This window comes from Bradyrhizobium sp. BRP19, assembly GCF_020194195.1.
GTDB classification, from domain to species: Bacteria; Pseudomonadota; Alphaproteobacteria; order Rhizobiales; family Xanthobacteraceae; genus Bradyrhizobium; species Bradyrhizobium yuanmingense.
Map to the genome: position 1 here is coordinate 52149 of NZ_JADYVZ010000018.1, position 22318 is coordinate 74466.

General features: G+C 64.7%; 22 protein-coding genes and 1 other RNA gene. 12 read left to right on the forward strand and 11 right to left on the reverse strand.

Annotated elements, in window-relative coordinates; translation table 11 throughout:
* The first annotated feature begins 21 nt into the window (after positions 1-21).
* Positions 22-264, forward strand: coding sequence for a hypothetical protein (locus I6F36_RS32655; RefSeq protein ID WP_225143065.1), 243 nt, complete (start codon positions 22-24; stop codon positions 262-264).
* Positions 265-315: 51 nt separating this feature from the next.
* Here the strand turns inward: I6F36_RS32655 and I6F36_RS32660 are convergent, their stop codons facing one another.
* The 10 genes from I6F36_RS32660 to ssrA all read right to left on the reverse strand — a co-directional run bounded on the left by I6F36_RS32660 (position 316) and on the right by ssrA (position 9992).
* Positions 316-2022 carry an ATP-binding protein gene (locus tag I6F36_RS32660; protein WP_036006556.1) on the reverse strand — a complete coding sequence of 569 codons (1707 nt, stop codon included), beginning with the start codon at positions 2020-2022 and terminating at the stop codon, positions 316-318.
* Positions 2019-3533, reverse strand: coding sequence for an ATPase domain-containing protein (locus I6F36_RS32665; protein WP_225114693.1), 1515 nt, complete (start codon positions 3531-3533; stop codon positions 2019-2021). The genes I6F36_RS32660 and I6F36_RS32665 overlap by 4 nt, the downstream gene beginning before the upstream one ends.
* 231 nt (positions 3534-3764) lie before the next feature.
* Positions 3765-4262, reverse strand: coding sequence for a GNAT family N-acetyltransferase (locus I6F36_RS32670; protein WP_225157844.1), 498 nt, complete (start codon positions 4260-4262; stop codon positions 3765-3767).
* A 197-nt stretch (positions 4263-4459) separates the two neighbouring features.
* Positions 4460-6331 carry a ferrous iron transporter B gene (locus I6F36_RS32675; protein WP_225172887.1) on the reverse strand — a complete coding sequence of 624 codons (1872 nt, stop codon included), beginning with the start codon at positions 6329-6331 and terminating at the stop codon, positions 4460-4462.
* A 35-nt stretch (positions 6332-6366) separates the two neighbouring features.
* Complete coding sequence (locus I6F36_RS32680) at positions 6367-6642, reverse strand: FeoA family protein (RefSeq protein ID WP_036006563.1); 276 nt, start codon at positions 6640-6642, stop codon at positions 6367-6369.
* A 115-nt stretch (positions 6643-6757) separates the two neighbouring features.
* On the reverse strand, positions 6758-7009 hold the full coding sequence (locus tag I6F36_RS32685) for a ribbon-helix-helix domain-containing protein (protein ID WP_025038043.1): 252 nt from the start codon (positions 7007-7009) through the stop codon (positions 6758-6760).
* Positions 7006-7194 carry a DUF4169 family protein gene (locus I6F36_RS32690; RefSeq protein WP_109144934.1) on the reverse strand — a complete coding sequence of 63 codons (189 nt, stop codon included), beginning with the start codon at positions 7192-7194 and terminating at the stop codon, positions 7006-7008. Before I6F36_RS32690 ends, I6F36_RS32685 begins: the two co-directional genes overlap by 4 nt.
* 275 nt (positions 7195-7469) lie before the next feature.
* A complete protein-coding gene (gene fumC, locus I6F36_RS32695) occupies positions 7470-8903 on the reverse strand; it encodes a class II fumarate hydratase (protein WP_225172888.1) in 1434 nt (477 codons plus the stop codon).
* An 88-nt stretch (positions 8904-8991) separates the two neighbouring features.
* Positions 8992-9510, reverse strand: a complete 519-nt coding sequence (locus tag I6F36_RS32700) for an SspB family protein (protein ID WP_036006568.1) — start codon at positions 9508-9510, stop codon at positions 8992-8994.
* A 115-nt stretch (positions 9511-9625) separates the two neighbouring features.
* Positions 9626-9992, reverse strand: a transfer-messenger RNA (tmRNA) gene (ssrA, locus tag I6F36_RS32705).
* A gap of 639 nt (positions 9993-10631) precedes the next feature.
* Between ssrA and I6F36_RS32710 the strand changes: the two genes are divergently transcribed.
* From I6F36_RS32710 to I6F36_RS32755, 10 genes are all read left to right on the forward strand, one after another.
* Positions 10632-11393 carry a tripartite tricarboxylate transporter TctB family protein gene (locus I6F36_RS32710; protein WP_036024976.1) on the forward strand — a complete coding sequence of 254 codons (762 nt, stop codon included), beginning with the start codon at positions 10632-10634 and terminating at the stop codon, positions 11391-11393.
* Positions 11394-11400: 7 nt separating this feature from the next.
* Positions 11401-12915, forward strand: a complete 1515-nt coding sequence (locus I6F36_RS32715) for a tripartite tricarboxylate transporter permease (protein ID WP_036006571.1) — start codon at positions 11401-11403, stop codon at positions 12913-12915.
* Positions 12916-13057: 142 nt separating this feature from the next.
* Entirely contained in the window at positions 13058-14038 is a 981-nt protein-coding gene (locus tag I6F36_RS32720) for a tripartite tricarboxylate transporter substrate binding protein BugD (RefSeq protein ID WP_036006574.1), read from the forward strand.
* Positions 14039-14211: 173 nt separating this feature from the next.
* Complete coding sequence (locus tag I6F36_RS32725; RefSeq protein ID WP_212376310.1) at positions 14212-15006, forward strand: thymidylate synthase; 795 nt, start codon at positions 14212-14214, stop codon at positions 15004-15006.
* A gap of 6 nt (positions 15007-15012) precedes the next feature.
* On the forward strand, positions 15013-15498 hold the full coding sequence (locus I6F36_RS32730; RefSeq protein WP_225172889.1) for a GNAT family N-acetyltransferase: 486 nt from the start codon (positions 15013-15015) through the stop codon (positions 15496-15498).
* Positions 15498-16007: a dihydrofolate reductase gene (locus tag I6F36_RS32735; protein ID WP_225172890.1), complete on the forward strand. Its 510-nt coding sequence runs from the start codon at positions 15498-15500 to the stop codon at positions 16005-16007. The genes I6F36_RS32730 and I6F36_RS32735 overlap by 1 nt, the downstream gene beginning before the upstream one ends.
* Positions 16008-16160: 153 nt before the next feature.
* Complete coding sequence (hflK, locus tag I6F36_RS32740; RefSeq protein WP_036024980.1) at positions 16161-17297, forward strand: FtsH protease activity modulator HflK; 1137 nt, start codon at positions 16161-16163, stop codon at positions 17295-17297.
* Positions 17294-18190 (forward strand): protease modulator HflC, encoded by an 897-nt coding sequence (hflC, locus tag I6F36_RS32745; protein WP_036024983.1) that lies wholly within the window; start codon positions 17294-17296, stop codon positions 18188-18190. Before hflK ends, hflC begins: the two co-directional genes overlap by 4 nt.
* 72 nt (positions 18191-18262) lie before the next feature.
* The gene (locus I6F36_RS32750; protein WP_025038031.1) at positions 18263-18469 is read left to right on the forward strand and encodes a DUF2065 domain-containing protein; all 207 of its coding nucleotides are present in this window, start codon (positions 18263-18265) and stop codon (positions 18467-18469) included.
* Between the two features lie 144 nt (positions 18470-18613).
* Complete coding sequence (locus tag I6F36_RS32755; RefSeq protein WP_225172891.1) at positions 18614-20131, forward strand: Do family serine endopeptidase; 1518 nt, start codon at positions 18614-18616, stop codon at positions 20129-20131.
* Positions 20132-20275: 144 nt separating this feature from the next.
* Here the strand turns inward: I6F36_RS32755 and serB are convergent, their stop codons facing one another.
* A complete protein-coding gene (gene serB / locus I6F36_RS32760) occupies positions 20276-21181 on the reverse strand; it encodes a phosphoserine phosphatase SerB (protein WP_225114697.1) in 906 nt (301 codons plus the stop codon).
* Between the two features lie 11 nt (positions 21182-21192).
* On the opposite strand from serB, the gene miaA reads away from it, so the two are divergent.
* Positions 21193-22134 carry a tRNA (adenosine(37)-N6)-dimethylallyltransferase MiaA gene (gene miaA / locus I6F36_RS32765; RefSeq protein ID WP_225114698.1) on the forward strand — a complete coding sequence of 314 codons (942 nt, stop codon included), beginning with the start codon at positions 21193-21195 and terminating at the stop codon, positions 22132-22134.
* Positions 22135-22318 lie beyond the last annotated feature (184 nt).

Genomic DNA, 22318 nt, shown 5'->3' on the forward strand with positions numbered 1-22318 from the left:
GAGGAGAGGGGAGTACCTGCAATGTTACCTCAATTCGGCACCGCCGTTCGCAAGAAGAATCTCGCCAATGCCGGCGCCACCGATCTCGGCGGCGCAGCTTCGGACAAGGCCTCGGTGGACGCCGCCTGGCTCGTGCTGGAAGCCGCCAACGACCTCGGCGACCACGCCGCGGTGGACGCCTGCCGCCGCGTTATCGACGCCGAGCTGAACGGCACGGCGGCCCGCAGCGCCGACGTCGATCTCGTGCTGGGATATTTCCGGTAAGGCTCCGGAGATCGCGCTCGGAGTTGAGCGCAGCGAAGTCCGGAGGGACTCTCAGCACGAGTTGGAGCGTTTGGCGCCTGCATCGCGCCGAAGACTTGACTTCGCCGCGGCCAAGGCTGCAGCCAGCTCATCGATGTGATAGGGCTTGGGCAGGATCTCGATACCAGCGCTTTCCGCTTCATGGACCGAGGCTTCGGCGTAACCGCTGGTCAGCAATATCGGTATGTCGCTTCGTCTTGTCCTGATCTCGCGCGCAAGCTCGACCCCGTTCATGCCGCCCGGCATCATGATGTCGGAGAAGATCAGATCGATGGGACGGCCATCCGCCAGGGCACCAAGCGCTGCCGCGGCGCTGGAGGCGCGCGTGACGTCGTAGCCGAGCTGGCCCAGCATCTCGCTGACCAGCGCGGCAACCTCGTCATCGTCTTCCACCAGCAGGATCCGGCCCTGATTGCTCTTCTTGGGCCTCGCCCTGGTGAGATCGACGAGATGTCGCGGGCTCGACGGAGCATCGAACGATCGCGGCAGGTACAGCTCGATGCTCGTGCCGCGGCCGACCTCCGATTGAATGCGCACCGTGCCTTGCGACTGCGTCGCAAATCCATGGACCTGCGCGAGCCCAAGCCCGGACCCTTTGCCGACGTCCTTGGTCGTGAAGAACGGCTCGAAGACGCGCGAGAGAATCTCCGGAGGCATACCGATGCCGGTATCGATCACGGATAGCCGGACGTAGTCGCCGGAGATCTGATCGTCCTTGAGATCGGGCAGGTTTTCTCCGCGCACGATGATCGTGCCGCCGTGGGGCATGGCATCGCGGGCGTTGACGGCCAGGTTGAGAATGACCAGCTCGAGCTCGCCGGGGTCGACCTCGACCGGCCAAAGCTGCTCCGGAAAGTCGAACTCGACGTGGACGTCGCCTCTCAGGCTGCGATCGAGCAGTTCGCGCATTCCGCCGATCTGCGCGGCGACGTCGACGGGCTGCGGCCGCAGCTTCTGCCGCCGAGAAAATGCCAGAAGCTGCTTGGTCAAGCTGGCACCGCGCTGCGCGGCCTGGATCATCCCATCCATCAGGCGGCGACGGCGGTTCGGATCCGTCTGGCGGTCGAGCATGTCGAGCCCGCCGGAAATCACCATCAGCAGATTGTTGAAGTCGTGGGCGACACCACCGGTGAGCTGGCCGATGGCCTCGATCTTCTGGGCCTGCCGAAGCGTTTCCTCGACCCGGGCGCGCTCCTTCATCTCGAGCCGAAGCTGCTCGTTGGCTTCTTCCAGCGCCCGGGTCCGCTCGATCACGAGCTTCTCGAGCTCCTGCGCCGTCTGTTCGCGCGCTTCCAGCAAGGCCCGGATTTCATATTGGCGCCGGCGTGCCCGCATCGCCGATTGGATGGCGCTGGTCAGCGTGATCGGCTGAACCGGCCGCTCGAGCAGCGACACGTTGCGGAGAAGCTCGACGATACTGCGTCGCCACGCGACGACCGCGGGCCGCTCCCGGTGACTGGTGAGAACGACGAAGGGCAGATCGGACCACGGCGGCTGGCCGGCGATCCACTGCGCCAGCGCCGCGGTGTCCTTGCCGAACAATCCTTCCTCGGCAAGAAACACCGTGCCGACGCCTGCCGTCATTTCGGTGACGAGTTCGGCCAAGTCCCGGCAATTGACCGCCTCGAGGTTCGCGTTGCGCAAAAGTTCGGCCGATGCCGGCCCGTCGCGGCCCACCGGGGCGAAGACGAGAACGCGGTGATCGCGCTGCGCGCTCATTCGAGCGGCCCTTCCGGGAGGGCCGTGCCGGTATAGCGGGGATTGCCGGAAAAGATGCCGCTGAACTCATGAAGTGGCGGGCCGAGCTTGATTCCGTTGCTACCGAGTCGGAATTCGCGGATGCCATGCTCGTGGCCGCCGCTTCGCTTCTTGACGACCGACAAGGCGCGCCGAACCGTTCCGGCGAACTCGAAATAACGCAGCATCACCACTGCATCGCTCAAATAGCTGAGGTCGAGCGGCGTATCCATGGGACCGACAAGCCCATGCTGGGCGAGAATGAGGATGGTGAGCACGCCCTGCTGGGCCAGATAGCTGAGCAGTTCATGCATCTGCAGAACGAGGAAGCGTTCATCCGGCATCGCGTTCAGATAGCCGTTCAGGCTGTCGATGACGATGATGCGGGCATTGTCGACCTCGACGCTCCGGCGGAGCGTTGCCGCGAACTCACCCGGCGACAATTCGGCGGGATCGATCTGCTGAAAGCGGATATTTCCGGACGCGAGATGTTTGTCCAGCGGCAGCCCGAGCGCTTTGGCGCGTGCCTCAACCGTTCCGCGTCCTTCATCGAAGGCGAAGAATACGGCGTGCTCGCCGCGTTCCGCCGCCGCGATGGCGTAAGTTAGCGCAACTGACGACTTGCCGACGCCGGCCGCGCCGAGGAGAAGAGCGTTGGTGCCGCGCTCGAGCCCCCCTCCCAGGAGCTGGTCGAGCTCGGGGTTGCCGCTGGTCACCATCTCACCATCGAATAATCTGTGATGTTCGGCTGCGACGAGCCGGGGAAAGATCCGCAGCCCCCCTTGCGTGATGGTAAAGTCGTGGAAGCCGCCCCGGAAACGGATGCCGCGCATCTTGATCACGCGAAGCCGCCGCCGCTCGGCACCGTAATCGATGGCCAGTTGCTCGAGCATCACCACGCCGTGCGCGATCGAATGCAGTTGCAGATCATCCTGGGAGGATGACAGATCGTCGAGCAGAACCACGGTGCAGTTGCGATTGGTGAAGAAGTGCTTCAGGGCCAGAACCTGGCGCCTGTAGCGAAGCGGGTTCTGCGCCAGCAGGCGCAATTCGGACAGGCTGTCGAGCACCACGCGGGTGGGATTGATCCGTTCGACTTCCTTGAAGATCAGACCTGTGGTCTCGCTCAGCTCCATCTCGGCGGGATGAAAAACCGTCAGCTCCCGCTCGGGATCAAGCGTCGTTTCCGGCGGAACGAGCTCGAAGATATCGACGCCGTCCAGCGACCAGCCGTGCCGCTGTGCCACCACTGTGAGCTCGCTCTTGGTCTCGGAGAGCGAAACGTAGAGAACGCGTTCGCCGTCGCGCACGCCCCGAAGAAGGAATTGGAGCGCAATCGTAGTCTTGCCTGTGCCCGGCCGGCCTTCGTAGAGATACATCCGGTTGGCATCGAGGCCGCCGCCAAGGATGTCGTCCAGCCCTTCGCTGCCGGTTGACACCCGCGGCAAATCCTTGAAGTCGCTGCCTGGGGCAGCGGAGGATTGACCGGTCATGAACCCCCCTTACGCGTATCTTCCCAAAGCTCCATGCGCTCCAGGCGCATGCCGGGAGCCGGATTTGACTGAAAAGGTCCGTCTAAGGAACTCCTAGGCCGGGCATGAGTTCCCGCCCGACTGGCGGTCCGGCGACCGGTTCGTTGCCGCTCAGACTGTGCCGACCCGTGGATGGTGTCGGTTCAAAAATGAACACAAACGGTCCGCTCGCGGTCCATCCCGTTGCTGCCCTCAGTGCCGGATGCGGTAGATCACGACGTCCTCGCCGTGACGGTTCGTGCTTCGCTCGAGCTGGTAGTTCGACTTCTCTAGCACGCGCCGCGATGCACCGTTCCCGACATACACAATGCCGATGAGAGACGGCAGTGCGAGCTGTGACAGCCCGATGTCCGTCAGCGCGGTCGCGATCTCGCTGGCAAATCCTTGGCCCCAGAAGTCGCGCTTGAACGCGTAGGCGATTTCGACCTCGTCGACATCGTCCACGAGAATGTGCCGAATGCCCGCCCGTCCGGCGAAGGCCCCGTCCTTCGTTCGCAGCGTCCAGAGTCCGAAGCCGTGCTGGTCCCAATGGGCCATGTTGGTTGCGAGATAAGCCCTCGTGACCTCGGGCGTCCGCACCCCGCCGAGATAGCGGGAGACCTCGGCGTCGCGATGCAGCGCGACGAGGTCGGCGAGGTGATCCTCGCGCAACCGTTCGGCGGTCAGGCGGTCGGTGGTGAAATGGTCCACGGCGACAGATCGCCGCTTCCGAGGCGTGTCGTCGTTCATGCTGCTATCGCTGCGGGCTGATCGTGACATCATGCCCCTGTTTTGCCCGACGGGTCAACGGGCGACGGCCGGATCGTTGCCTTGCGCGTAACTCATTGATTTCACGACCCCCGGTCTACTGTGCATGGGGTTGTTTTCGCAGTTTCGTTTTGGAAGGGCTACCCCGCCCCCAGCGCGACGGCGACGTTGTACGTCACGAGGCTCGCCGCATAGGCCAGCACCAGCATGTAGGCGAAGGTGGCGCCCATCCAGGCCCAGCTGCCGGTCTCGCGCCGGATCACGGCGAGCGTGGAGGCGCATTGCGGGGCGAAGATGTACCAGGCCAGCATCGACAGCGCGGTGGCGAGCGACCATTTTGTCGCCAGCACCTGGCCGATCTGCTCGACCGCTTCGTTGCCGCCCTCGATCGCATAGACGGTGCCGAGCGCCGCGACCGCGACCTCGCGCGCCGCCATGCCCGGGATCAACGCCACCGCGATCTGCCAGTTGAAGCCGACGGGGGCGAGCAGGGGCTCGAGCGCCTTGCCGATCATCGCCGCCAGGCTGAACTCGATGGCCGGCCCGGTCGCGCCCGCGGGCGGCTGCGGGAAGGAGGCCAGGAACCAGATCAGCACCATCATCGAGAAGATCGTGGTGCCGGCGCGCTGCAAGAACATCTTGGCGCGGGTGTAGATGCCGATCACGATGGATTTCAGCCGCGGCATCTTGTAGTCCGGCAGCTCCAACATGAACGGCGCCGGCACAAAGTCGCGCAGCATGAAGAACTTGATCACGAACGAGACCACCAGCGCGCTGACGATGCCGGCGGCATAGAGGCCGAACATGACGAGGCCCTGCAGATTGATGAAGCCCCAGACGTCCTTGGCCGGGATGAACGCGGAGATGATCAGCGTGTAGACCGGGATGCGCGCCGAGCAGGTCATCAGCGGCGCGATCAGGATCGTGGTCAGCCGGTCGCGCTTGTTGTCGATGACGCGCGTCGCCATGATGCCGGGAATGGCGCAGGCAAAGCTCGACAACAGCGGAATGAAGGCGCGGCCGTGCAGGCCGGCGCCGCCCATGATGCGGTCCATCAGGAACGCCGCGCGCGCCATGTAGCCGAAATCTTCCAGGAGCAGGATGAACAGGAAGATGAGGATGATCTGCGGCAGGAACACGATGACGCTGCCGACGCCGGAGATCACGCCGTTCTGCAGGAAGCTTTGCAGCAAGCCGTCGGGCAGGGTGGCCTGCACCAGCTCGCCGAGCGAGTCGAAGCCGGACTTCAGCAGCTCCATCGCCGGCTGCGCCCAGGCGAACACCGCCTGGAACATCACGAACAGGATCAGCGCGAGCACGATCAGCCCGCCGACCGGATGCAGCACGATCGCGTCGATCCGTGCGGTCCAGGTGTCGGGGCGAGCAGGCAGGCTGACGCAGTCGGCGATGATGCGATCGGCCTCGCGTTGGGTGGCGCGCAGCTCGGAGACGCTGAGCGCGCGCCAGCTGTTCTCAACCGGTTCGGCGGCGAGCGCTGCGGAAATCTCGTCGGTCAGCTTGAGCAGGTCGGCCGTGCCGCCCTTGCGCACCGCGATCGAGGTGACCACGGGCACGCCGAGCTCCTTGGCGAGCCGCGCGACGTCGACAGTGATGCCGCGGCGGCTTGCAATGTCGAACATGTTGAGCACGAGGATCATCGGCCGCCCGGTGCGCTTCAGCTCCAGCAGCAGGCGGATGGTCAGGCGCAGATTGGTGGAATCGGCGACGCACAGCACGAGATCGGGCAGGGTCTCGCCGGAGGCCTTGCCGAGCACGAAGTCGCGGGTGATCTCCTCGTCCGGGCTGCGGCCGCGCAGCGAATAGGTGCCGGGCAGGTCGACCACGGAGACCTGGCGGCCGAGCGGGGTGACGAAGAAGCCTTCCTTGCGCTCGACCGTGACGCCGGGATAGTTCGCGACCTTCTGCCGGCTGCCGGTCAGCGCGTTGAACAGCGAGGTCTTGCCGCTGTTGGGCGTGCCGACCAGGGCGAGATGCAGCAGCGGTGCTTCCATGGGATCAAGGGCCTGGGGCAGATTGCGGTCGCGCGTCAGGCGACGATGATGGCCATGGCTTCGCGACGGCGGACCGCGATCGTGGTGCTATCGACCCGTACCGCGATCGGATCGCGCCCGACCAACCCCTCATGCAGGATCTCGACCCGGGCGCCCTCGACGAAGCCGAGTTCGATCAGGCGGCTCTCGAGCTCGACGTCCGAAAGCGCCGAGCCAGCCTCTTTGGCGGCAAGGTGTTGGATGACGCCGGTATAGCCGCGCTGGGCCAGACCCAGCGGCATGTGCGAACGCGTATCAGTGGTGTCGGTCATGCCCTGTATTTTCAACGCCGGGCATTGAGGTCAAGCGTGCCCGCGCGCCGAAGCTGCACCTTAGAGCGATTTTAAAGTGCAGAGGCCGGGGCGCCGTCGCGGGCGCCCCCGACGGCTACTGGGCCGGGACCTTGTCCGGCTGGGCGGCCATGGCGCGGCTCTTGAAGTAGTCCAGGACGAAGAGGCGGATCGCCGACGACAGATTGCCCTGCTGGCGGTTGTTGTCGATCTCGCCGACCAGCTCGGACAACGTCATGTTGCGCAGGCCGGAAATCTCTTTCATGCCGTTCCAGAACGCCTCTTCCAGGCTGACGCTGGTCTTGTGGCCGGCGACGACGATCGATCGTTTCACGACCGGCGACTTCATGGCTGCTCCTCGCGATCGATCCGGTGCTGGTCCAGATGCTCCTTGGCCTGGTCCGCCCGCTTCGCCTCGGACGACCGTTCCGCCTTCGTGCGCCCGAACTTCGCCCGGTTGGCGTCCGCCTGCTTCGCCGAGGCTTCCCGCTCGACGCGCTTCCTGAAACGATTCAGGTTGATGACGTTCCCCATGCCGCGTCTCCATCATCCGCTCCTCTTCAGGCAGGATGAAACATTCAGAAACAGGGCGCCACATTGCGCCGCAGAAGACTTGATCGCCATTCGCTCGTCCTCGTCAATCGGCCCTTGGGCCATCAAACGATGAATTTCGCCCCGTCGAGGGCAGTGGAGCTGCGTAACACGCCGCCCCGCCGCAACATTGACGGTAATCAAATCCCGCCCCCAAAACCGCATATTTTTGGGCGCCGAGCGTCCGTATCATTACGGATGGCTATCGGAATTCGGAATCATCCCGGGCTGATCATCTTCTCAGCGCGCACCAGGCGGTCGAACTCGTCGGCCGAGACGAAGCCGAGCCGCAGCGCCTCCTCCTTCAGCGTGGTGCCGTTGGCGTGCGCCGTCTTGGCCACCTTGGCGGCGTTGTCGTAGCCGATCTTCGGAGCCAGCGCCGTCACCAGCATCAGCGAGCGCTGCATCAGCTCCTTGATGCGCTTCTCGTCGGCGCGGATGCCGCTGACGCAATGCTCGGTGAAGGAGCGCGCGGCATCCGCCATCAGGCGGATCGAATGCAGCATGTTGTAGGCCAGCACCGGCTTGTAGACGTTGAGCTCGAAATGACCCTGGCTGCCGGCGACCGTGATCGCGGTGTGATTGCCGAACACCTGGCAGCACACCATGGTCATCGCCTCGCACTGGGTCGGGTTGACCTTGCCCGGCATGATCGAGGAGCCGGGCTCGTTCTCCGGCAGGATCAATTCGCCGAGGCCCGAGCGCGGGCCGGAGCCGAGCAGGCGGATGTCATTGGCGATCTTGAACAGGCCGGTCGCGACCGAATTGATGGCGCCGTGCGCCAGCACATAGGCATCGTTCGAGGCCAGCGCCTCGAATTTGTTGGCGGCGCTGGTGAAGGGGAGCTTCGTAATCCCGGCAACGTGCTTTGCGAACAGCTTGGCAAAGCGCGGCTTCGAGTTGAGACCGGTGCCGACGGCTGTGCCGCCCTGCGCCAGCGGATAGAGGTCCTTCACCGCGATCTTGAGCCGGGCGATGCCGCTTTCGACCTGCGCGGCATAGCCGGAGAATTCCTGACCGAGCGTCAGCGGCGTCGCATCCTGGGTATGGGTGCGGCCGATCTTCACGATCTTCGAAAACTCCCTCTCCTTCTTGCGCAGAGCGCGCAGCAGCTCGCCGAGGGCAGGGACGAGATCGGCATTGATGCGGCTTGCCGCCGCGATGTGCATTGCGGTCGGGAAGGAGTCGTTCGACGACTGGCTCATGTTGACGTGATCGTTGGGATGCACCGGCTTCTTGGCGCCGAGCTCGCCGCCGAGCAGCTCGTTGGCACGGTTGGCAATCACCTCGTTGAGGTTCATGTTGCTCTGGGTGCCCGAGCCGGTCTGCCACACGACAAGCGGAAAATGGTCGTCAAGTCTGCCTTCGATCACCTCGCGCGCAGCGCGGATGATGGCGTTGGCACGGCGCCGATCGAGCAGGCCGAGCTCGAGATTGGACTGCGCGGCGGCGAACTTGACCATGCCGAGTGCATGCACGAGTGAGATCGGCATGCGGTCGGTGCCGATGCGGAAATTCTGGCGCGAGCGCTCGGTCTGCGCCCCCCAATAGCGGTCGGCGGCGACCTCGATGGGACCGAAGCTGTCGGTCTCGGTGCGGGTTGCGGGGCGGGCAGTCTTCGAGCGGGACGCTTTGGCCATGAGCACATCCATTCTGCCGCGCGAAACGCCGCACGGCCTCTTCATGTGCTCTTCTATATAGACAGTTGGCCGGGCGCGATGGCTCTGCGCCCAACCTAGATCATTTCTTGCGGAAACGATCGAGCCGCACGACCTCGGCGCCGCCCTGGCTCGGCGGCGGCGACTCGTCGGCAGCTTCCGGCTTCTCCGCGGCAGGTGCCGGGACCGATACGGCCGATGGCGCGGGTGCTGCCGGCAGATTGTCCGGCGCGACCTCGGCGACGTCGGAGGTGTCGAACTGGAGGCCGAACTTCACGGACGGATCGAGGAAGCTCTTGATGGCACTGAATGGCACCACCAGCCGCTCCGGAATGCCGCCAAAGGACAGGCCGACCTCGAAACGATCCTCGAGCACGGTCAGGTCCCAGAACTGGTGCTGGAGGATGATCGTCATCTCCTCCGGATATTGTGCGAGCAGCCGCGGCGAGAGCTTCACGCCTTCGGCCTTGGACACGAAGGTGATGAAGAAATGATGCTCGCCCGGCAGGCCATGGGCTGCGGCATCGGTCAGCACCTTCCGCAGCACGCCGCGCAGCGCATCGCGGGCCAGCACATCGTATCGGATATGATCGGTCGCCATGGTGGTCCTGTTGCATCCAAGCAGCCGAACCCTGCCGATCCGACTCGCCAAGTCGCAATAGTACCGCGCCTGACGGGCGAGCAGGAGTCCCCGCCGGGGAAGAATCAAAGAGTAAAGTGGAGGCTTCTGTTGTCAGGTGCCTCCGAACCCCGCCTAGCGGAGCTTAACCCGCTAGGACTTTAGAGTGGTCTTTCAAACTGCGTTACGCAGCCTGAGCAACCGGAGCAAAGTTGTCGTTGGCAACTATTGCAGTAGCCCGATAACGGCGGAACAATACCGGGAAAAAGTACGCCCTTTACGCCCTCGTCGATCCTATTTCGCCCCCGCCAAAGCCCAGCTTCGGGCACGCCCGATGGTGGGCTTTGGTGGAGGCGCCGGGTACCGCCCCCGGGTCCGAATGGTTTATTGCGACGACCGTTTATTTCCATAGCCGGCGAACCGGCACCCCCAATATAGGGGGCAAAGCTTTCGAAAAACAGAGGGTTGGAGGCGCGATCCCGCGGTTCCCTTTGGATAGGCTTCGGAGTGCCGGGCCTATCGCGGCTCTGGCCTTTGCCAGAGGTCGCCAGCCCGATGTGCCGAATCCTTGCGCATCTCCTGCCCGGCAGTCCCGATCGTTGCGGCCATGCGCATGATGACGCTGCTGCTCCAGCGAACGGACAATGTCAGTCTCAGCGACGTTCAATTTCCTGCGGCGGAAAGTAGCAGCGTGACGAGCCGCAAGCCGACTAGGCGCTGATCTCCACTTCGGCCCGATCTCGCTCTTCGCCGTCGCCGCTGCGCCGGCAGTGCGCGAGACCCACTGCACCGCGGTTGAGGCGAAGCACCAGAGGCCGACCAGGACACCGCTCCGACCTCGCAGGACTTGCCAGGTCCGAACGCTTATCGTGACGTTAATCGGGCCGATCCAGCAATTGCTGCACTGCGTCTGACCGCGATGGTTGCAGTGGTCGCGTCCATCTCGCGCATCAATCCAGCTCTGGCTTTTGCTTGCCGCGGCGTGTTGGGTTTTGCTGGCATTGTCTGATGAAAATCGCTAGGCAGTGATCCGGGCGGGTATCCAGTTCCAGCCGATTTAGAACAACAGTGCTCGTGACTTACAGGTCGCGGAGGAGACAGGCATGGCCGACACGATGGGCCACTCAGCGACGGCCACCCGAAACACCCGGGTGGCGCTCGGCTTTTGTCTGCTGGCGATTGCGCCGCAGATTTTCGAATTGATCTGGTCGATCGGGACGATTTTCGGCTGGGGGACCGGCCGCGGTCCGGCGGCGGTCGTCACCGGTCATGCGACGGCGCTGCTGGCCGGCGCGCCGAGCGCCCTCTTCGGATCATTCGGCGGCGGCGCCAAGAAGATGTCGTCCGAGGTGCTGCTGGCGCTGATCTATTCCTATCCGCTGTTTGCGGTGGCGATCCTCACGCTGTTTATGACCATCCGCTCGGCGCAAGATTATGTCGGCGGCGTCGTGCTGATGGCCGTTGCCCTGTTTGCGCTGTGGGCATCGAGCGATTTGCAGGGCATGCGTGGCTTCTCCTTCGGTGCGGGCACTGCGCCACGTATGTTCGGCGGGCTGCTGGTTGCCCTGTCTGCCGGCATCGCCTTGACCGGCCTGATCACGGCGGGACCGGCGCTTGCGCATTATTCCTGGCGCGGGCCGCTGTTCGTGGTGGCGGCGATCCTGTTCTTCGCCCTGTCGATCCGGTCCCTCGGTCTCGTTGTCACGGCCTTCTCGAGCTTCATGATCGCGGCGACGGGCTCTCACGAGACGCGCTGGCTGGAAGCGGTGATCGTCGGCGCCTGCCTGACGGTCGGCTGCGCAATCCTGTTTCCCTATGTGCTCGGGCTGCCGATGCCGATGTATCCGCGTTTCCTGATCCAGTGAGGGCGTGATGGATATCTTTGCCAATCTTGCTCACGGCTTCGCCGTCGCGTTCACCCCGATCAACCTGTTGATGTGCCTGATCGGCGCCCTGGTCGGAACGCTGGTCGGCGTTCTCCCTGGCATCGGCACCATCGCCACCGTCGCGATGCTGCTGCCGATCACTTTCGGGCTGCCGCCGGTCGGCGCGCTGATCATGCTCGCCGGCATCTATTACGGCGCGCAATATGGCGGCTCGACCACGTCGATCCTGGTCAACATACCCGGTGAGGCGACATCGGTCGTGACCGCCATCGACGGTCACCAGATGGCCAAGCAGGGCCGCGCCGGTCCGGCGCTCGCGATCGCCGCGATCGGCTCGTTCTTCGCCGGCTGCGTTGCGACCATCCTGATCGCACTGCTCGGCGCACCGCTGACGAAACTCGCGCTGGCGTTCGGTCCGGCCGAATATTTCTCGCTGATGGTGCTCGGCCTGATCTTCGCGGTGGTGCTGGCCAAGGGCTCGGTGCTGAAGGCGATTGCGATGATCGTGTTTGGACTGCTGCTCTCAATGGTCGGTTCGGACATCGAGACCGGCGCCTCGCGCATGGCCTTTAACATTCCCGAGCTCGCCGACGGTCTCGGCTTTGCGACCGTGGCGATGGGCGTGTTCGGCTTTGCCGAGATCATCCGCAACCTCGACCACGGCGCCGAAATGAACCGCGATCTGGTGCAGCAGAAGATCACCGGACTGATGCCCACCAGGAAGGACCTCGGCGATGCGACGCCGCCGATCCTGCGCGGCACCGTGCTCGGCTCGATCCTCGGCATCCTGCCCGGCGGCGGCGCGGTGATCGCGTCCTTCGCGGCCTACACGCTCGAGAAGAAGCTCTCAAAGACCCCGTCCCGGTTCGGCCGCGGCGCGATCGAGGGCGTGGCGGGGCCGGAGAGTGCCAACAATGCCGCGGCACAGACCTCGTTCATTCCGCTGCTCACCCTCGGCATCCCGCCGAACGCGGTGATGGCACTGATGGTGGGCGCGATGACCATCCACGGCATCGTGCCCGGTCCGCAGGTGATGCAGAAGCAGCCGGATCTGGTCTGGGGCATGATCGCTTCGATGTGGATCGGCAATCTGATGCTGATCATCATCAACCTGCCGCTGGTCGGAATCTGGGTGCGGCTGTTGCGCGTGCCCTATCGGCTGATGTTCCCCTCGATCGTGATCTTCTGCGCGATCGGCATCTATTCGGTGAACAACGCGCCGGTCGACGTCATCCTCGCAGGCGTCTTCGGTCTCGTCGGCTATTGGCTGATCAAGCACGATTTCGAGCCGGCGCCGTTGCTGCTCGGCATGGTGCTAGGACCGCTGATGGAGGAGAACCTGCGCCGGGCGCTGCTGATCTCGCGTGGCGACTGGAGCGTGTTCCTGACGCGCCCGTTGTCGGCGGTGCTGCTTGCGGTCGCGGCAAGCCTGCTCGTCCTTACGGTGCTACCTGTATTGCGCGCCAAGCGCGACGAGGTGTTCACCGAGTCCGAGAACTGAGGTCGTGCGCGCCGAGTCGGCTCGGTCCTGCGTCGGCGCGCCGCATTCGGAAGTCGAATCGACTTGTGTTACGGCTTTGTGAAATGGAAATGCCGGCCTTTGGGCCGGCATTTTTTTTATTGTGTCCAAAGGGAGGATCGCCATGACGTTCATTCGCGCGCTTACAGGCGCATGTGCAGCAGCGATAGCATCGCTGGGCGCCTTCATCGCAACGGCTGAGGCGCAGACCTATCCGACGCGCAACATTACCGTGATCGTCCCGTTCGCAGCCGGCGGGCCGACTGACGTGATCTCACGCATCGTCACCGGGCACATGGCGCAAACGCTGGGGCAGAGCATCATCATCGAGAACGTGGTCGGTGCCGGCGGCACCACCGCCACGACGCGTGCCGCGCGTGCGGCCAACGATGGCTATACGCTGATCACCGGGCATATGGGCACGCATGCCGCCTCCGTGCCGCTCTATCCGAAGCTGGCCTATCACCCCGAGAAGGACTTCGAGCCGATCGCATTGCTGGCCGGCACGCCGATCCTGATCCTGGCGCGCAAGGACTTTCCGCCGAAGGATCTCAAGGAGTTCGTCACCTATGTGAAGGCGAATGCCGAGAAGGTGAATGCCGCGCATGCAGGCGTCGGTTCGGTTTCGCACGTCTCGTGCGAACTCCTCCACTCCATCCTCGACATCAAGCCCGTCGGCGTGCCGTTCAACGGCACGGGACCTGCGATGAACGCGCTGGTGGCGGGTCAGGTCGACTACATGTGCGACCAGATCGTCAACGCCGTCCCGCAGATCAATGCCGGCACCATCAAGGCCTATGCGATCGCCACGGCCGAACGAAACCCGTCGCTGCCGAACGTGCCGACCACGGCGGAAGCCGGCCTGCCGGCATTCCAGGCTCAGGCCTGGAACGCGATGTTCGCGCCCAAGGGAACCTCGCCCGCGATCGTGGCAAGCGTGAACGCCGCCGCCGTCAAGGCGCTCGACGACGAGACGGTGAAGAAGCGCCTGCTCGAGCTCGGCAGCGTCATCCCCGCGCCGAAGGACCGAACCCAGGAGGCGCTGGCGACCCTCGTCAAGAGCGAGATCGCGAAGTGGAGCCCGGTGCTCAAGCCGGCGAATTAAGCGAAGGCGATCAAGGCGCTAGGCGAGGGGCGGAACGCTGAGTTCCGCCCCTTGCTGTTTGTGCCGGGAACACTCACTTTTCCGGGTATAATCGACGGCGACAGCGAATCGCCGCTGTCGTAGCGCGGGGGGTGTCGTTAAGTTCGCCGCCTCCCCAAAGGCTCAGTCGCAACATGCACCAGTATCAGGACCTGCTCGAGCGGATTCTTTCCGACGGCGCCGAGAAGACCGACCGGACCGGCACCGGCACGCTCTCGGTGTTCGGCCATCAGATGCGCTTCAATTTGTCGGCCGGCTTCCCGATGCTGACGACCAAGCGGCTGCCGCTGAAGGCGATCGTGCATGAACTTCTCTGGTTCCTGAAGGGCGACACCAACATCAAATATCTGCGCGACAACGGCGTCACCATCTGGGACGAGTGGGCGGACACCAATGGCGATCTCGGCCCGGTCTACGGCCATCAATGGCGCTCCTGGCCCACGGCCGACGGACGCAGCATCGACCAGATCGCCAATGTCATCGACATGATCAAGCGCACGCCTGATTCCCGCCGCCTGATCGTCACCGCCTGGAATCCGGCCGACGTCGAGAAGATGGCGCTGCCGCCCTGCCACCTGCTGTTCCAGTTCTATGTCGCGAACGGCAAGCTGTCCTGCCAGCTCTATCAGCGCTCGGCCGACGTGTTTCTCGGCGTGCCCTTCAACATCGCCTCTTACGCGCTGCTCACCATGATGGTCGCGCAGGTCACAGGCCTGAAGCCCGGCGACTTCGTGCACTCGCTCGGCGACACTCATCTCTATTCCAACCATCTGGAGCAGGCGCGGCTGCAGCTCAGCCGCGCGCCGCGCGCGCTGCCGGTGATGCGGATCAATCCTGAGGTAAAGGACATCTTCTCTTTCCGCTACGAAGACTTCGAGCTCGTCGGCTACGATCCGCATCCGCACATCAAGGCGGAAGTGGCGGTCTAGCGCCCTATGTCGCTCACCATCCGCCGTGCACGGCCCGACGAAGCCGGGCTCGTTCTCTCCTTCATCCGCGAGCTCGCCGAGTACGAAAAGCTGTCGCACGAGGTCGAAGCGACCGAGGCTGACATCGCCGACGCGCTGTTCGGCGAGAGGCCGCAGCTCTATTGCGCGATCGCGGAGTGGAACCGTGAGCCGGTCGGCTTCGCGGTGTGGTTTCTCAATTTCTCCACCTTCAGCGGCCGTCACGGCATCTATCTCGAAGATCTCTATGTGCGGCCGTCGCATCGGGGCAAGGGCCTCGGCAAGGCGCTGCTGGCCTATCTCGCCAGGGAATGCGTCGACAACGGCTGGTCGCGCCTGCAATGGGCGGTCCTCGACTGGAACGCACCCTCGATCGCGTTCTACAAATCGATCGGCGCGGTCATGATGGACGACTGGACGCTGTGCCGGGTCACCGGGCCTGCGCTGACCCAGCTTGCCGGGAGCTCTGCCTGATGGAGATCGTCTTCGTCGTCGCCATCGCAGAGAATGGCGTCATCGGCGCGGGCAATGCGATGCCGTGGCGATTGAAGTCCGATATGGCGCGCTTCAAGGCGCTGACGATCGGCAAGCCTGTGATCATGGGCCGCAAGACCTTGGAGACCCTGCGCCGGCCGCTGCCGGGCCGCACCAACATCGTGGTCACGCGCGATCCGGCCTATCGCGCCAATGGGGCCATCGTCACGACATCGCCAGCGGATGCGGAGGCAGTCGCGCGCGGCGACGCTCTGCGGCGTTCGGTCACTGAGATCGCGGTGATCGGCGGCGCCGAGATCTACCGGCAATGGCTCGGTCGTGCCGATCGTCTCGAGATCACCGAAGTGCACGCGCGCCCAGAAGGGGACACGCATTTTGAAATCGACAAGGCGGAATGGGACGAGGTCGAACGCATCCGCCATCCGGCCGGCCCCGACGACAGCGCCGACCTGTCCTATGTGACATATCGTCGGCGGCGCGGCCATTAACCGCTTTTGCCAATGTTTACATTGACTTTTTCGTGCCCGAACATAGCTCGGAAGACGGTCAGGGCTGCGTTGTAAGGGACTTGCCTGTCCCCTATAAAGCCGGACCGGACAAAGCGGGCGGTGGCAATTCCACCCTGCCGAGGAGAACGTCGAATGCCGTGGAAGAATCAGGGCGGTGGCCCGTGGGGCTCGGGTCCAAAGGGACCGTGGGGCTCAGGCCCGCAACCGGTCGGGCCGAGGCCGCCGGATCTGGAAGACCTTCTGCGGCGCGGCCAGGACCGCCTCCAGCAGATCATGCCGGGCGGTTATTTCTCCGGCATCGGCATCACGCTGATCATCCTGCTGATCGTCGCATTCTGGCTGCTGTCGGGCTTCTTCCGCGTGCAGTCCGAAGAGCTCGGCGTGGTGATGCGTTTCGGCAAGCACGTCCGCACCGTGCAGCCGGGTCTGAACTATCATCTGCCTTATCCGATCGAGACCGTGCTGCTGCCGAAGGCGCTGCGCGTCAACACCACCTCGATCGGCATGACGGTGATCGAGGATCCGGCGCGGCGCGGCCGCTCCATCCGGGACGTGCCGGAAGAGAGCCTGATGCTGACCGGCGACGAGAACATCGTCGACGTCGATTTCACCGTGCTCTGGCGCATCAAGCCGGACGGTGTCGGTGATTTCCTCTTCAACATCCAGAACCCCGAGGGTACCGTGAAGGCGGTCGCCGAGAGTGCGATGCGCGAGGTGATCGGGCGGTCTCAGATCCAGCCGATCCTGACCGGAGCGCGCAACGTCACAGAGCAGAACGTGCACGAGCTGATCCAGAGGACTTTGGACAGCTATGGTGCCGGCATTCAGATCACCCAGGTGCAGATGCAGAAGGTCGATCCGCCCGCGCAGGTGATCGACGCCTTCCGCGACGTCCAGGCGGCCCGCGCCAATCAGGAGCAGCTGCAGAACGAAGCGCAGACCTATGCCAACCAGGTTGTCCCCCAGGCGCGTGGACGCGCGGCCAAGATCCAGCAGGATGCCGAAGGTTACAGGGAACAGGCTGTCGCCGAGGCCAAGGGCCAGAGTGCACGCTTCCTGAAGGTTTACGAGGAATACAAGAAGGCGCCCGACGTGACGCGTGAACGGATCTACCTGGAGACGATGGAGCGCGTGCTCGGCGGGGCTGACAAGCTCGTCTATGATGGTGGCCCCTCGGGCCAGGGCGTCGTGCCCTATCTGCCGCTTCCCGAACTGGCGCCAAAGCGGACACCTACGACCGGTCCGCAGTCGAGCGGAGGCACCCGATGAAGTCTCCGGTCACAGGTTTTGTCACGCTGCTCGCCCTCCTGTTCGTCGTGATCGTCGGCTATATGTCGTTGTTTACCGTGCAGCAGACCGAGCAGACGATCGTGCTCCAGTTCGGCAGGCCGGTCGACGTCGTCACCGCGCCCGGCCTGCACTTCAAGGCGCCCTGGAACTCGGTGATCAACATCGACAAGCGGATACTCGATCTGGAGAACCCGTCGCAGGAGGCGATCGCCTCCGACCAGAAGCGGCTCGTGGTCGACGCCTTCGCGCGCTACCGCATCAAGGACGCACTGCGCTTCTATCAGAGCGTCGGCTCGATCCAGGCCGCCAACATCCAGCTCACCACGCTCCTGAACGCGGCGCTGCGCCGCGTGCTCGGCGAGGTGACCTTCATCAACGTGGTGCGCGACGACCGCGAGAAGCTGATGCTGCGCATTCGCGACCAGCTCGACCGCGAGGCCGATGGCTACGGCATTCAGGTCGTCGACGTCCGGATCCGCCGCGCCGACCTGCCGGAGCAGAACAGCCAGGCGGTCTACCTGCGCATGAAGACCGAGCGTGAGCGCGAGGCCGCCGAGTTCCGGGCACAGGGTGGGCAGAAGGCCCAGGAGATCAGGTCCAGGGCCGACCGCGAGGCGACCGTCATCATCGCTGAGGCCAATTCGCAGGCTGAGCAGACCCGTGGTGCGGGCGATGCCGAACGCAACCGCCTGTTTGCAGAAGCCTACGGCAAGGACGCCGACTTCTTCGCGTTCTACCGGTCGATGACGGCCTATGAGAACGGGCTGCGTTCGAACGATACCCGCTTCCTGCTCCGGCCGGAGTCGGATTTCTTCCGGTACTTCGGTAGCCCGTCCGGCAGGACGCCAACCGAGACGCAGGCGAAGCCGTAAGCCAGACAAAGGGCGGCGGATTTCGCCGCCCTTCGTCCAGACAAGAACAGCATAGCGGGAGGTTCCATTCCGATGAGGTCCATTGCGTTCGCCGACTTCCTCATCGGCCTAGGCATCCTGTTCGTCCTCGAAGGCTTGATGTTCGCGGCCAGTCCAAACTGGATGCGCAAAGCCATGAAAAGCGCCATCGCCACGCCGGACAACATCCTGCGGGCGGTCGGGATCGGCTCGGCCGTGGCCGGCCTGGTCCTGATCTGGGTTATGCGGCGCCCGATTTAGGCCTTCGGCCCAACGCCAAAGTGAAGGCGCCAGACTGGTTTTCGCCGTATTATCGGGCTCTTGAGGCCCGTTAAGCTCCGCGCTTGCGCCGCGCCCCCGTTCGAGCGCAGTCTGGCGCCGAATCCCTTTCGCCTGGAGATCACAATGACTGCTGCCACCATTGCCCCGTCCCGCTCGCGCCGCCGCGCGCGATTTGGTGTTCGACTTGGGCTGGTTGCGCTCGCCATCGGTGCTTGCGGCGCGTTCGGCGCGCCGGCCCATGCGCGTGGACCGGATGGCATCGCCGACGTCGCCGAGAAGGTGATCGACGCGGTCGTCAACATCTCGACCTCGCAGAACGTCGAAGCCAAGGGCGGGGGCAGCAACTCGATGCCGCAGCTGCCGCCCGGTTCACCCTTCGAAGAGTTCTTCGACGATTTCTTCAAGAACCGCCGAGGGCCCGGCGGCGGCAGCAAGGGCGGCGAGAACAGCGCGCCGCGCAAGACCAATTCGCTCGGAAGCGGTTTCATCATCGACACCGCGGGCGTCGTCGTCACCAACAACCACGTCATTGCGGACGCCGACGAGATCCACGTCATCCTCAACGACGGCACCAAGATCAAGGCCGAGCTGGTCGGCGTCGACAAGAAGACCGATCTCGCTGTGCTCAGGATCAAGCCGACGAAGCCGCTGGTCGCGGTCAAGTTCGGCGACAGCGACAAGCTGCGCCTCGGCGACTGGGTGGTCGCAATCGGCAATCCCTTCAGCCTGGGAGGCACGGTGACTGCCGGCATCGTCTCGGCCAAGAACCGTGACATCTCCTCCGGGCCGTACGACAGCTACATCCAGACCGACGCATCCATCAACCGCGGCAATTCCGGCGGCCCGCTGTTCAATCTCGACGGCGACGTCATCGGCGTCAACACGCTGATCATCTCGCCGTCCGGCGGCTCCATCGGCATCGGCTTCGCCGTGCCGTCGAAGACGGTGGTGGGCGTCGTCGACCAGCTCCGCCAGTTCGGCGAGCTGCGCCGCGGCTGGCTGGGCGTGCGCATCCAGAGCGTCACCGACGAGATCGCCGAAAGCCTCAACATCAAGCCTGCGCGGGGCGCGCTGGTCGCCGGTGTCGACGACAAGGGCCCGGCCAAGCCCGCCGGCATCGAGCCCGGCGACGTCGTCGTCAAGTTCGACGGCAAGGACGTCAAGGACCCGAAGGACCTGTCCCGCGTCGTCGCCGACACCGCGGTCGGCAAGGAGGTCGACGTCGTCATCATCCGCAAGGGCCAGGAAGAGATCAAGAAGGTCACGCTCGGCCGCCTGCAGGATCCGGAAAAGGTGCAGGCGGCGGTGAGGACCGACGAGCCGGCGCCGGAGAAGCCGGTGACGCAGAAGGCGCTCGGCCTCGATCTTGCTACGCTGAGCAAGGATCTGCGCACGCGCTACAAGATCAAGGACAGCGTCAAGGGCGTGGTCGTCACCAATGTCGACGCCAGTTCGGACGCCGCCGAGAAGCGTCTGTCCGCCGGCGACGTCATCGTCGAGGTGGCGCAGGAGGCGGTGTCGAGCGGCGCCGACATCCAGAAGCGGGTCGATCAGCTCAAGAAGGACGGCAAGAAATCGGTGCTGCTGCTGGTCTCGAACGGCGAGGGCGAGCTGCGGTTCGTCGCGCTGAGCGTGCAGTAGTGGGCGCTGTTCGCGCCACATTCAACTGTCATGCCCCGCGAAGGCGGGGCATCCAGTACGCCGCGGCTTCTCGGTTCTAGCTTCGCTGCCTCTGGAATACTGGATCGCCCGCCTTCGCGGGCGATGACAGAGAGAGGGGAGGCTTTACCCCTCCACGAACTCGTCCCGCCGATACCCCTGCGCATACAGCAGCGCAGTGAGATCGCCGTGATCGATCCGCGCGGCCGCGGCGGCAGCCACCGCCGGCTTGGCGTGATAGGCGACACCCAGACCCGCGGCCTGGATCATCGCAAGGTCGTTGGCGCCGTCGCCGACCACGACCGAGTCGATGTCGTCGAGATCGAACGATTCCATCAGGTCCACCAAGGTGGCGAGCTTCGCCGCGCGGCCCAGGATCGGCTCCTTCACTTCGCCGGTGAACTTGCCGTCGCGCACGACGAGCTCGTTGGCGCGGTTCTCCTGGAAACCGATCTTGGCGGCGACCGCGCGCGTGAACAATGTAAAGCCGCCGGAGACGAGGCAAGTATAGGCACCGTTCGCGCGCATGGTGGCGACCAGCTCGCGGCCGCCCGGCGTCAGCGTAATGCGCTTGGCCAGGACCTCGTCGACCGCGCTGGCGGGCAGGTCCTTGAGCAGCGCGACGCGCTCGCGCAGCGCGGGCTCGAACTCGATCTCGCCGCGCATCGCACGCTCGGTGATGGCTGCGACATGCGCCTTGACCCCGACGAAATCGGCGAGCTCGTCGATGCATTCCTGGCCGATCATGGTGGAATCCATGTCGGCGAGAAAAAGCTTCTTGCGCCTGAAGCCAACAGGCTGCACGACGATGTCGATCGGCAAATCGCCGCGGAGCTCGCGGAGCCGCTGCTCGATGGCGTTGCGGTCGCCTTCGAGGTTACTGTCCGCGCCGAAGGGGATGTCGACCGCAACCCCGTCGAACAGCCAGTGCGCGGGCGCCGCCTGCGGCAGCACGGCGCGGGCGCCATCGACGATGGTCGAGTCGAGCGCGGGATTGTCAGGGTTGCAGATCAGCGTGGCGACGAGGGACATTTGAGGTTTTCGTGAGCGAGGGGTATTCCAGCAAGGCCGTGCTTATCGCAGGCCCGACCGCCAGCGGCAAGTCGGCGCTGGCGCTCGAGCTTGCGCGCGCCGCCGGCGGCGTCGTCATCAATGCCGATTCCATGCAGGTCTATCGTGACCTCCGCATCATCACGGCGCGGCCGACCGCAGCGGACGAGGCGCTCGTGCCGCATCGGCTCTATGGCCACGTCGATGCCGCCGTGAATTTCTCGGCCGGTGCCTGGGTAAGCGATGCGGCGAAGGCGCTCGACGAGGCGAGGGCTCAGCGACGGCTGCCGATCTTCATCGGCGGCACCGGGCTCTATTTCAAGGCGCTGACCACAGGTCTCTCCGTGGTGCCGCCGATCCCTGCCGAGCTGCGCGAGGATGTGCGCGCGCGGCTGGAACGGAACGGGGTCGAAGCGCTGCACGCGGAACTCGCAGGCCGCGATCCGCGCGCGGCCGAGCGATTGAACCTGCGCGACCGCACCCGCATCGCGCGCGCGCTCGAGGTGATCGAGGCAACCGGCCGTTCGCTGCTCGATTGGCAGCGGGAGGGACAGCCACCGCTGCTGCCCAAGGACAGATTTCGCGCGGTCTTCCTCGCGCCCGAACGTGACGAGCTCTATGCCCGCATCGATGCCCGTTTCGATGCCATGCTGGGCGCCGGCGCGCTCGAGGAGGTCGAGCGGCTGGCCGCCAGGCATCTCGATCCGCTGCTGCCGGCCATGAAGGCTCATGGCGTGCCATCCTTGATCCGGCACCTGCGCGGCGAGCTCAGCCTGGAGGAGGCCGCCAGCATTGGCCGCGCCGATACCCGCCATTACGCCAAGCGGCAATTCACCTGGTTCCGGCACCAGCTGCCGGACTTCGAATGGGTGAGGCCGGAGCAAGCGAGCGGATGGCTCGCCGCGGCCGTGCCGGCGGAACGGCGCACCGACTGACGCGCTTTTGTGCCGGGTTCCCGAATTTACCTCTCGCCGAACCCGGGGAACACCGCTACACTGCCGAAATCGCGCGGGAACGGCCGCATTGCCTTGACATCCAAGGTTTGGCCGCTATGTTTCGCGCAACCTTTGGGAAGCCGAGCGCCCGCCATGCGTAACATTATTACCAAACTCCTTATCG

Coding starts and splice junctions, on each gene's coding strand:
- I6F36_RS32655 (WP_225143065.1), top strand. CDS start 22: ATGTTACCTCAATTCGGCACCGCCGTTCGCAAGAAGAATCTCGCCAAT.
- I6F36_RS32660 (WP_036006556.1), bottom strand. CDS start 2,022: ATGAGCGCGCAGCGCGATCACCGCGTTCTCGTCTTCGCCCCGGTGGGC.
- I6F36_RS32665 (WP_225114693.1), bottom strand. CDS start 3,533: ATGACCGGTCAATCCTCCGCTGCCCCAGGCAGCGACTTCAAGGATTTG.
- I6F36_RS32675 (WP_225172887.1), bottom strand. CDS start 6,331: ATGGAAGCACCGCTGCTGCATCTCGCCCTGGTCGGCACGCCCAACAGC.
- I6F36_RS32680 (WP_036006563.1), bottom strand. CDS start 6,642: ATGACCGACACCACTGATACGCGTTCGCACATGCCGCTGGGTCTGGCC.
- I6F36_RS32685 (WP_025038043.1), bottom strand. CDS start 7,009: ATGAAGTCGCCGGTCGTGAAACGATCGATCGTCGTCGCCGGCCACAAG.
- I6F36_RS32690 (WP_109144934.1), bottom strand. CDS start 7,194: ATGGGGAACGTCATCAACCTGAATCGTTTCAGGAAGCGCGTCGAGCGG.
- fumC (WP_225172888.1), bottom strand. CDS start 8,903: ATGGATGTGCTCATGGCCAAAGCGTCCCGCTCGAAGACTGCCCGCCCC.
- I6F36_RS32700 (WP_036006568.1), bottom strand. CDS start 9,510: ATGGCGACCGATCATATCCGATACGATGTGCTGGCCCGCGATGCGCTG.
- I6F36_RS32710 (WP_036024976.1), top strand. CDS start 10,632: ATGGCCGACACGATGGGCCACTCAGCGACGGCCACCCGAAACACCCGG.
- I6F36_RS32715 (WP_036006571.1), top strand. CDS start 11,401: ATGGATATCTTTGCCAATCTTGCTCACGGCTTCGCCGTCGCGTTCACC.
- I6F36_RS32720 (WP_036006574.1), top strand. CDS start 13,058: ATGACGTTCATTCGCGCGCTTACAGGCGCATGTGCAGCAGCGATAGCA.
- I6F36_RS32725 (WP_212376310.1), top strand. CDS start 14,212: ATGCACCAGTATCAGGACCTGCTCGAGCGGATTCTTTCCGACGGCGCC.
- I6F36_RS32730 (WP_225172889.1), top strand. CDS start 15,013: ATGTCGCTCACCATCCGCCGTGCACGGCCCGACGAAGCCGGGCTCGTT.
- I6F36_RS32735 (WP_225172890.1), top strand. CDS start 15,498: ATGGAGATCGTCTTCGTCGTCGCCATCGCAGAGAATGGCGTCATCGGC.
- hflK (WP_036024980.1), top strand. CDS start 16,161: ATGCCGTGGAAGAATCAGGGCGGTGGCCCGTGGGGCTCGGGTCCAAAG.
- hflC (WP_036024983.1), top strand. CDS start 17,294: ATGAAGTCTCCGGTCACAGGTTTTGTCACGCTGCTCGCCCTCCTGTTC.
- I6F36_RS32750 (WP_025038031.1), top strand. CDS start 18,263: ATGAGGTCCATTGCGTTCGCCGACTTCCTCATCGGCCTAGGCATCCTG.
- I6F36_RS32755 (WP_225172891.1), top strand. CDS start 18,614: ATGACTGCTGCCACCATTGCCCCGTCCCGCTCGCGCCGCCGCGCGCGA.
- serB (WP_225114697.1), bottom strand. CDS start 21,181: ATGTCCCTCGTCGCCACGCTGATCTGCAACCCTGACAATCCCGCGCTC.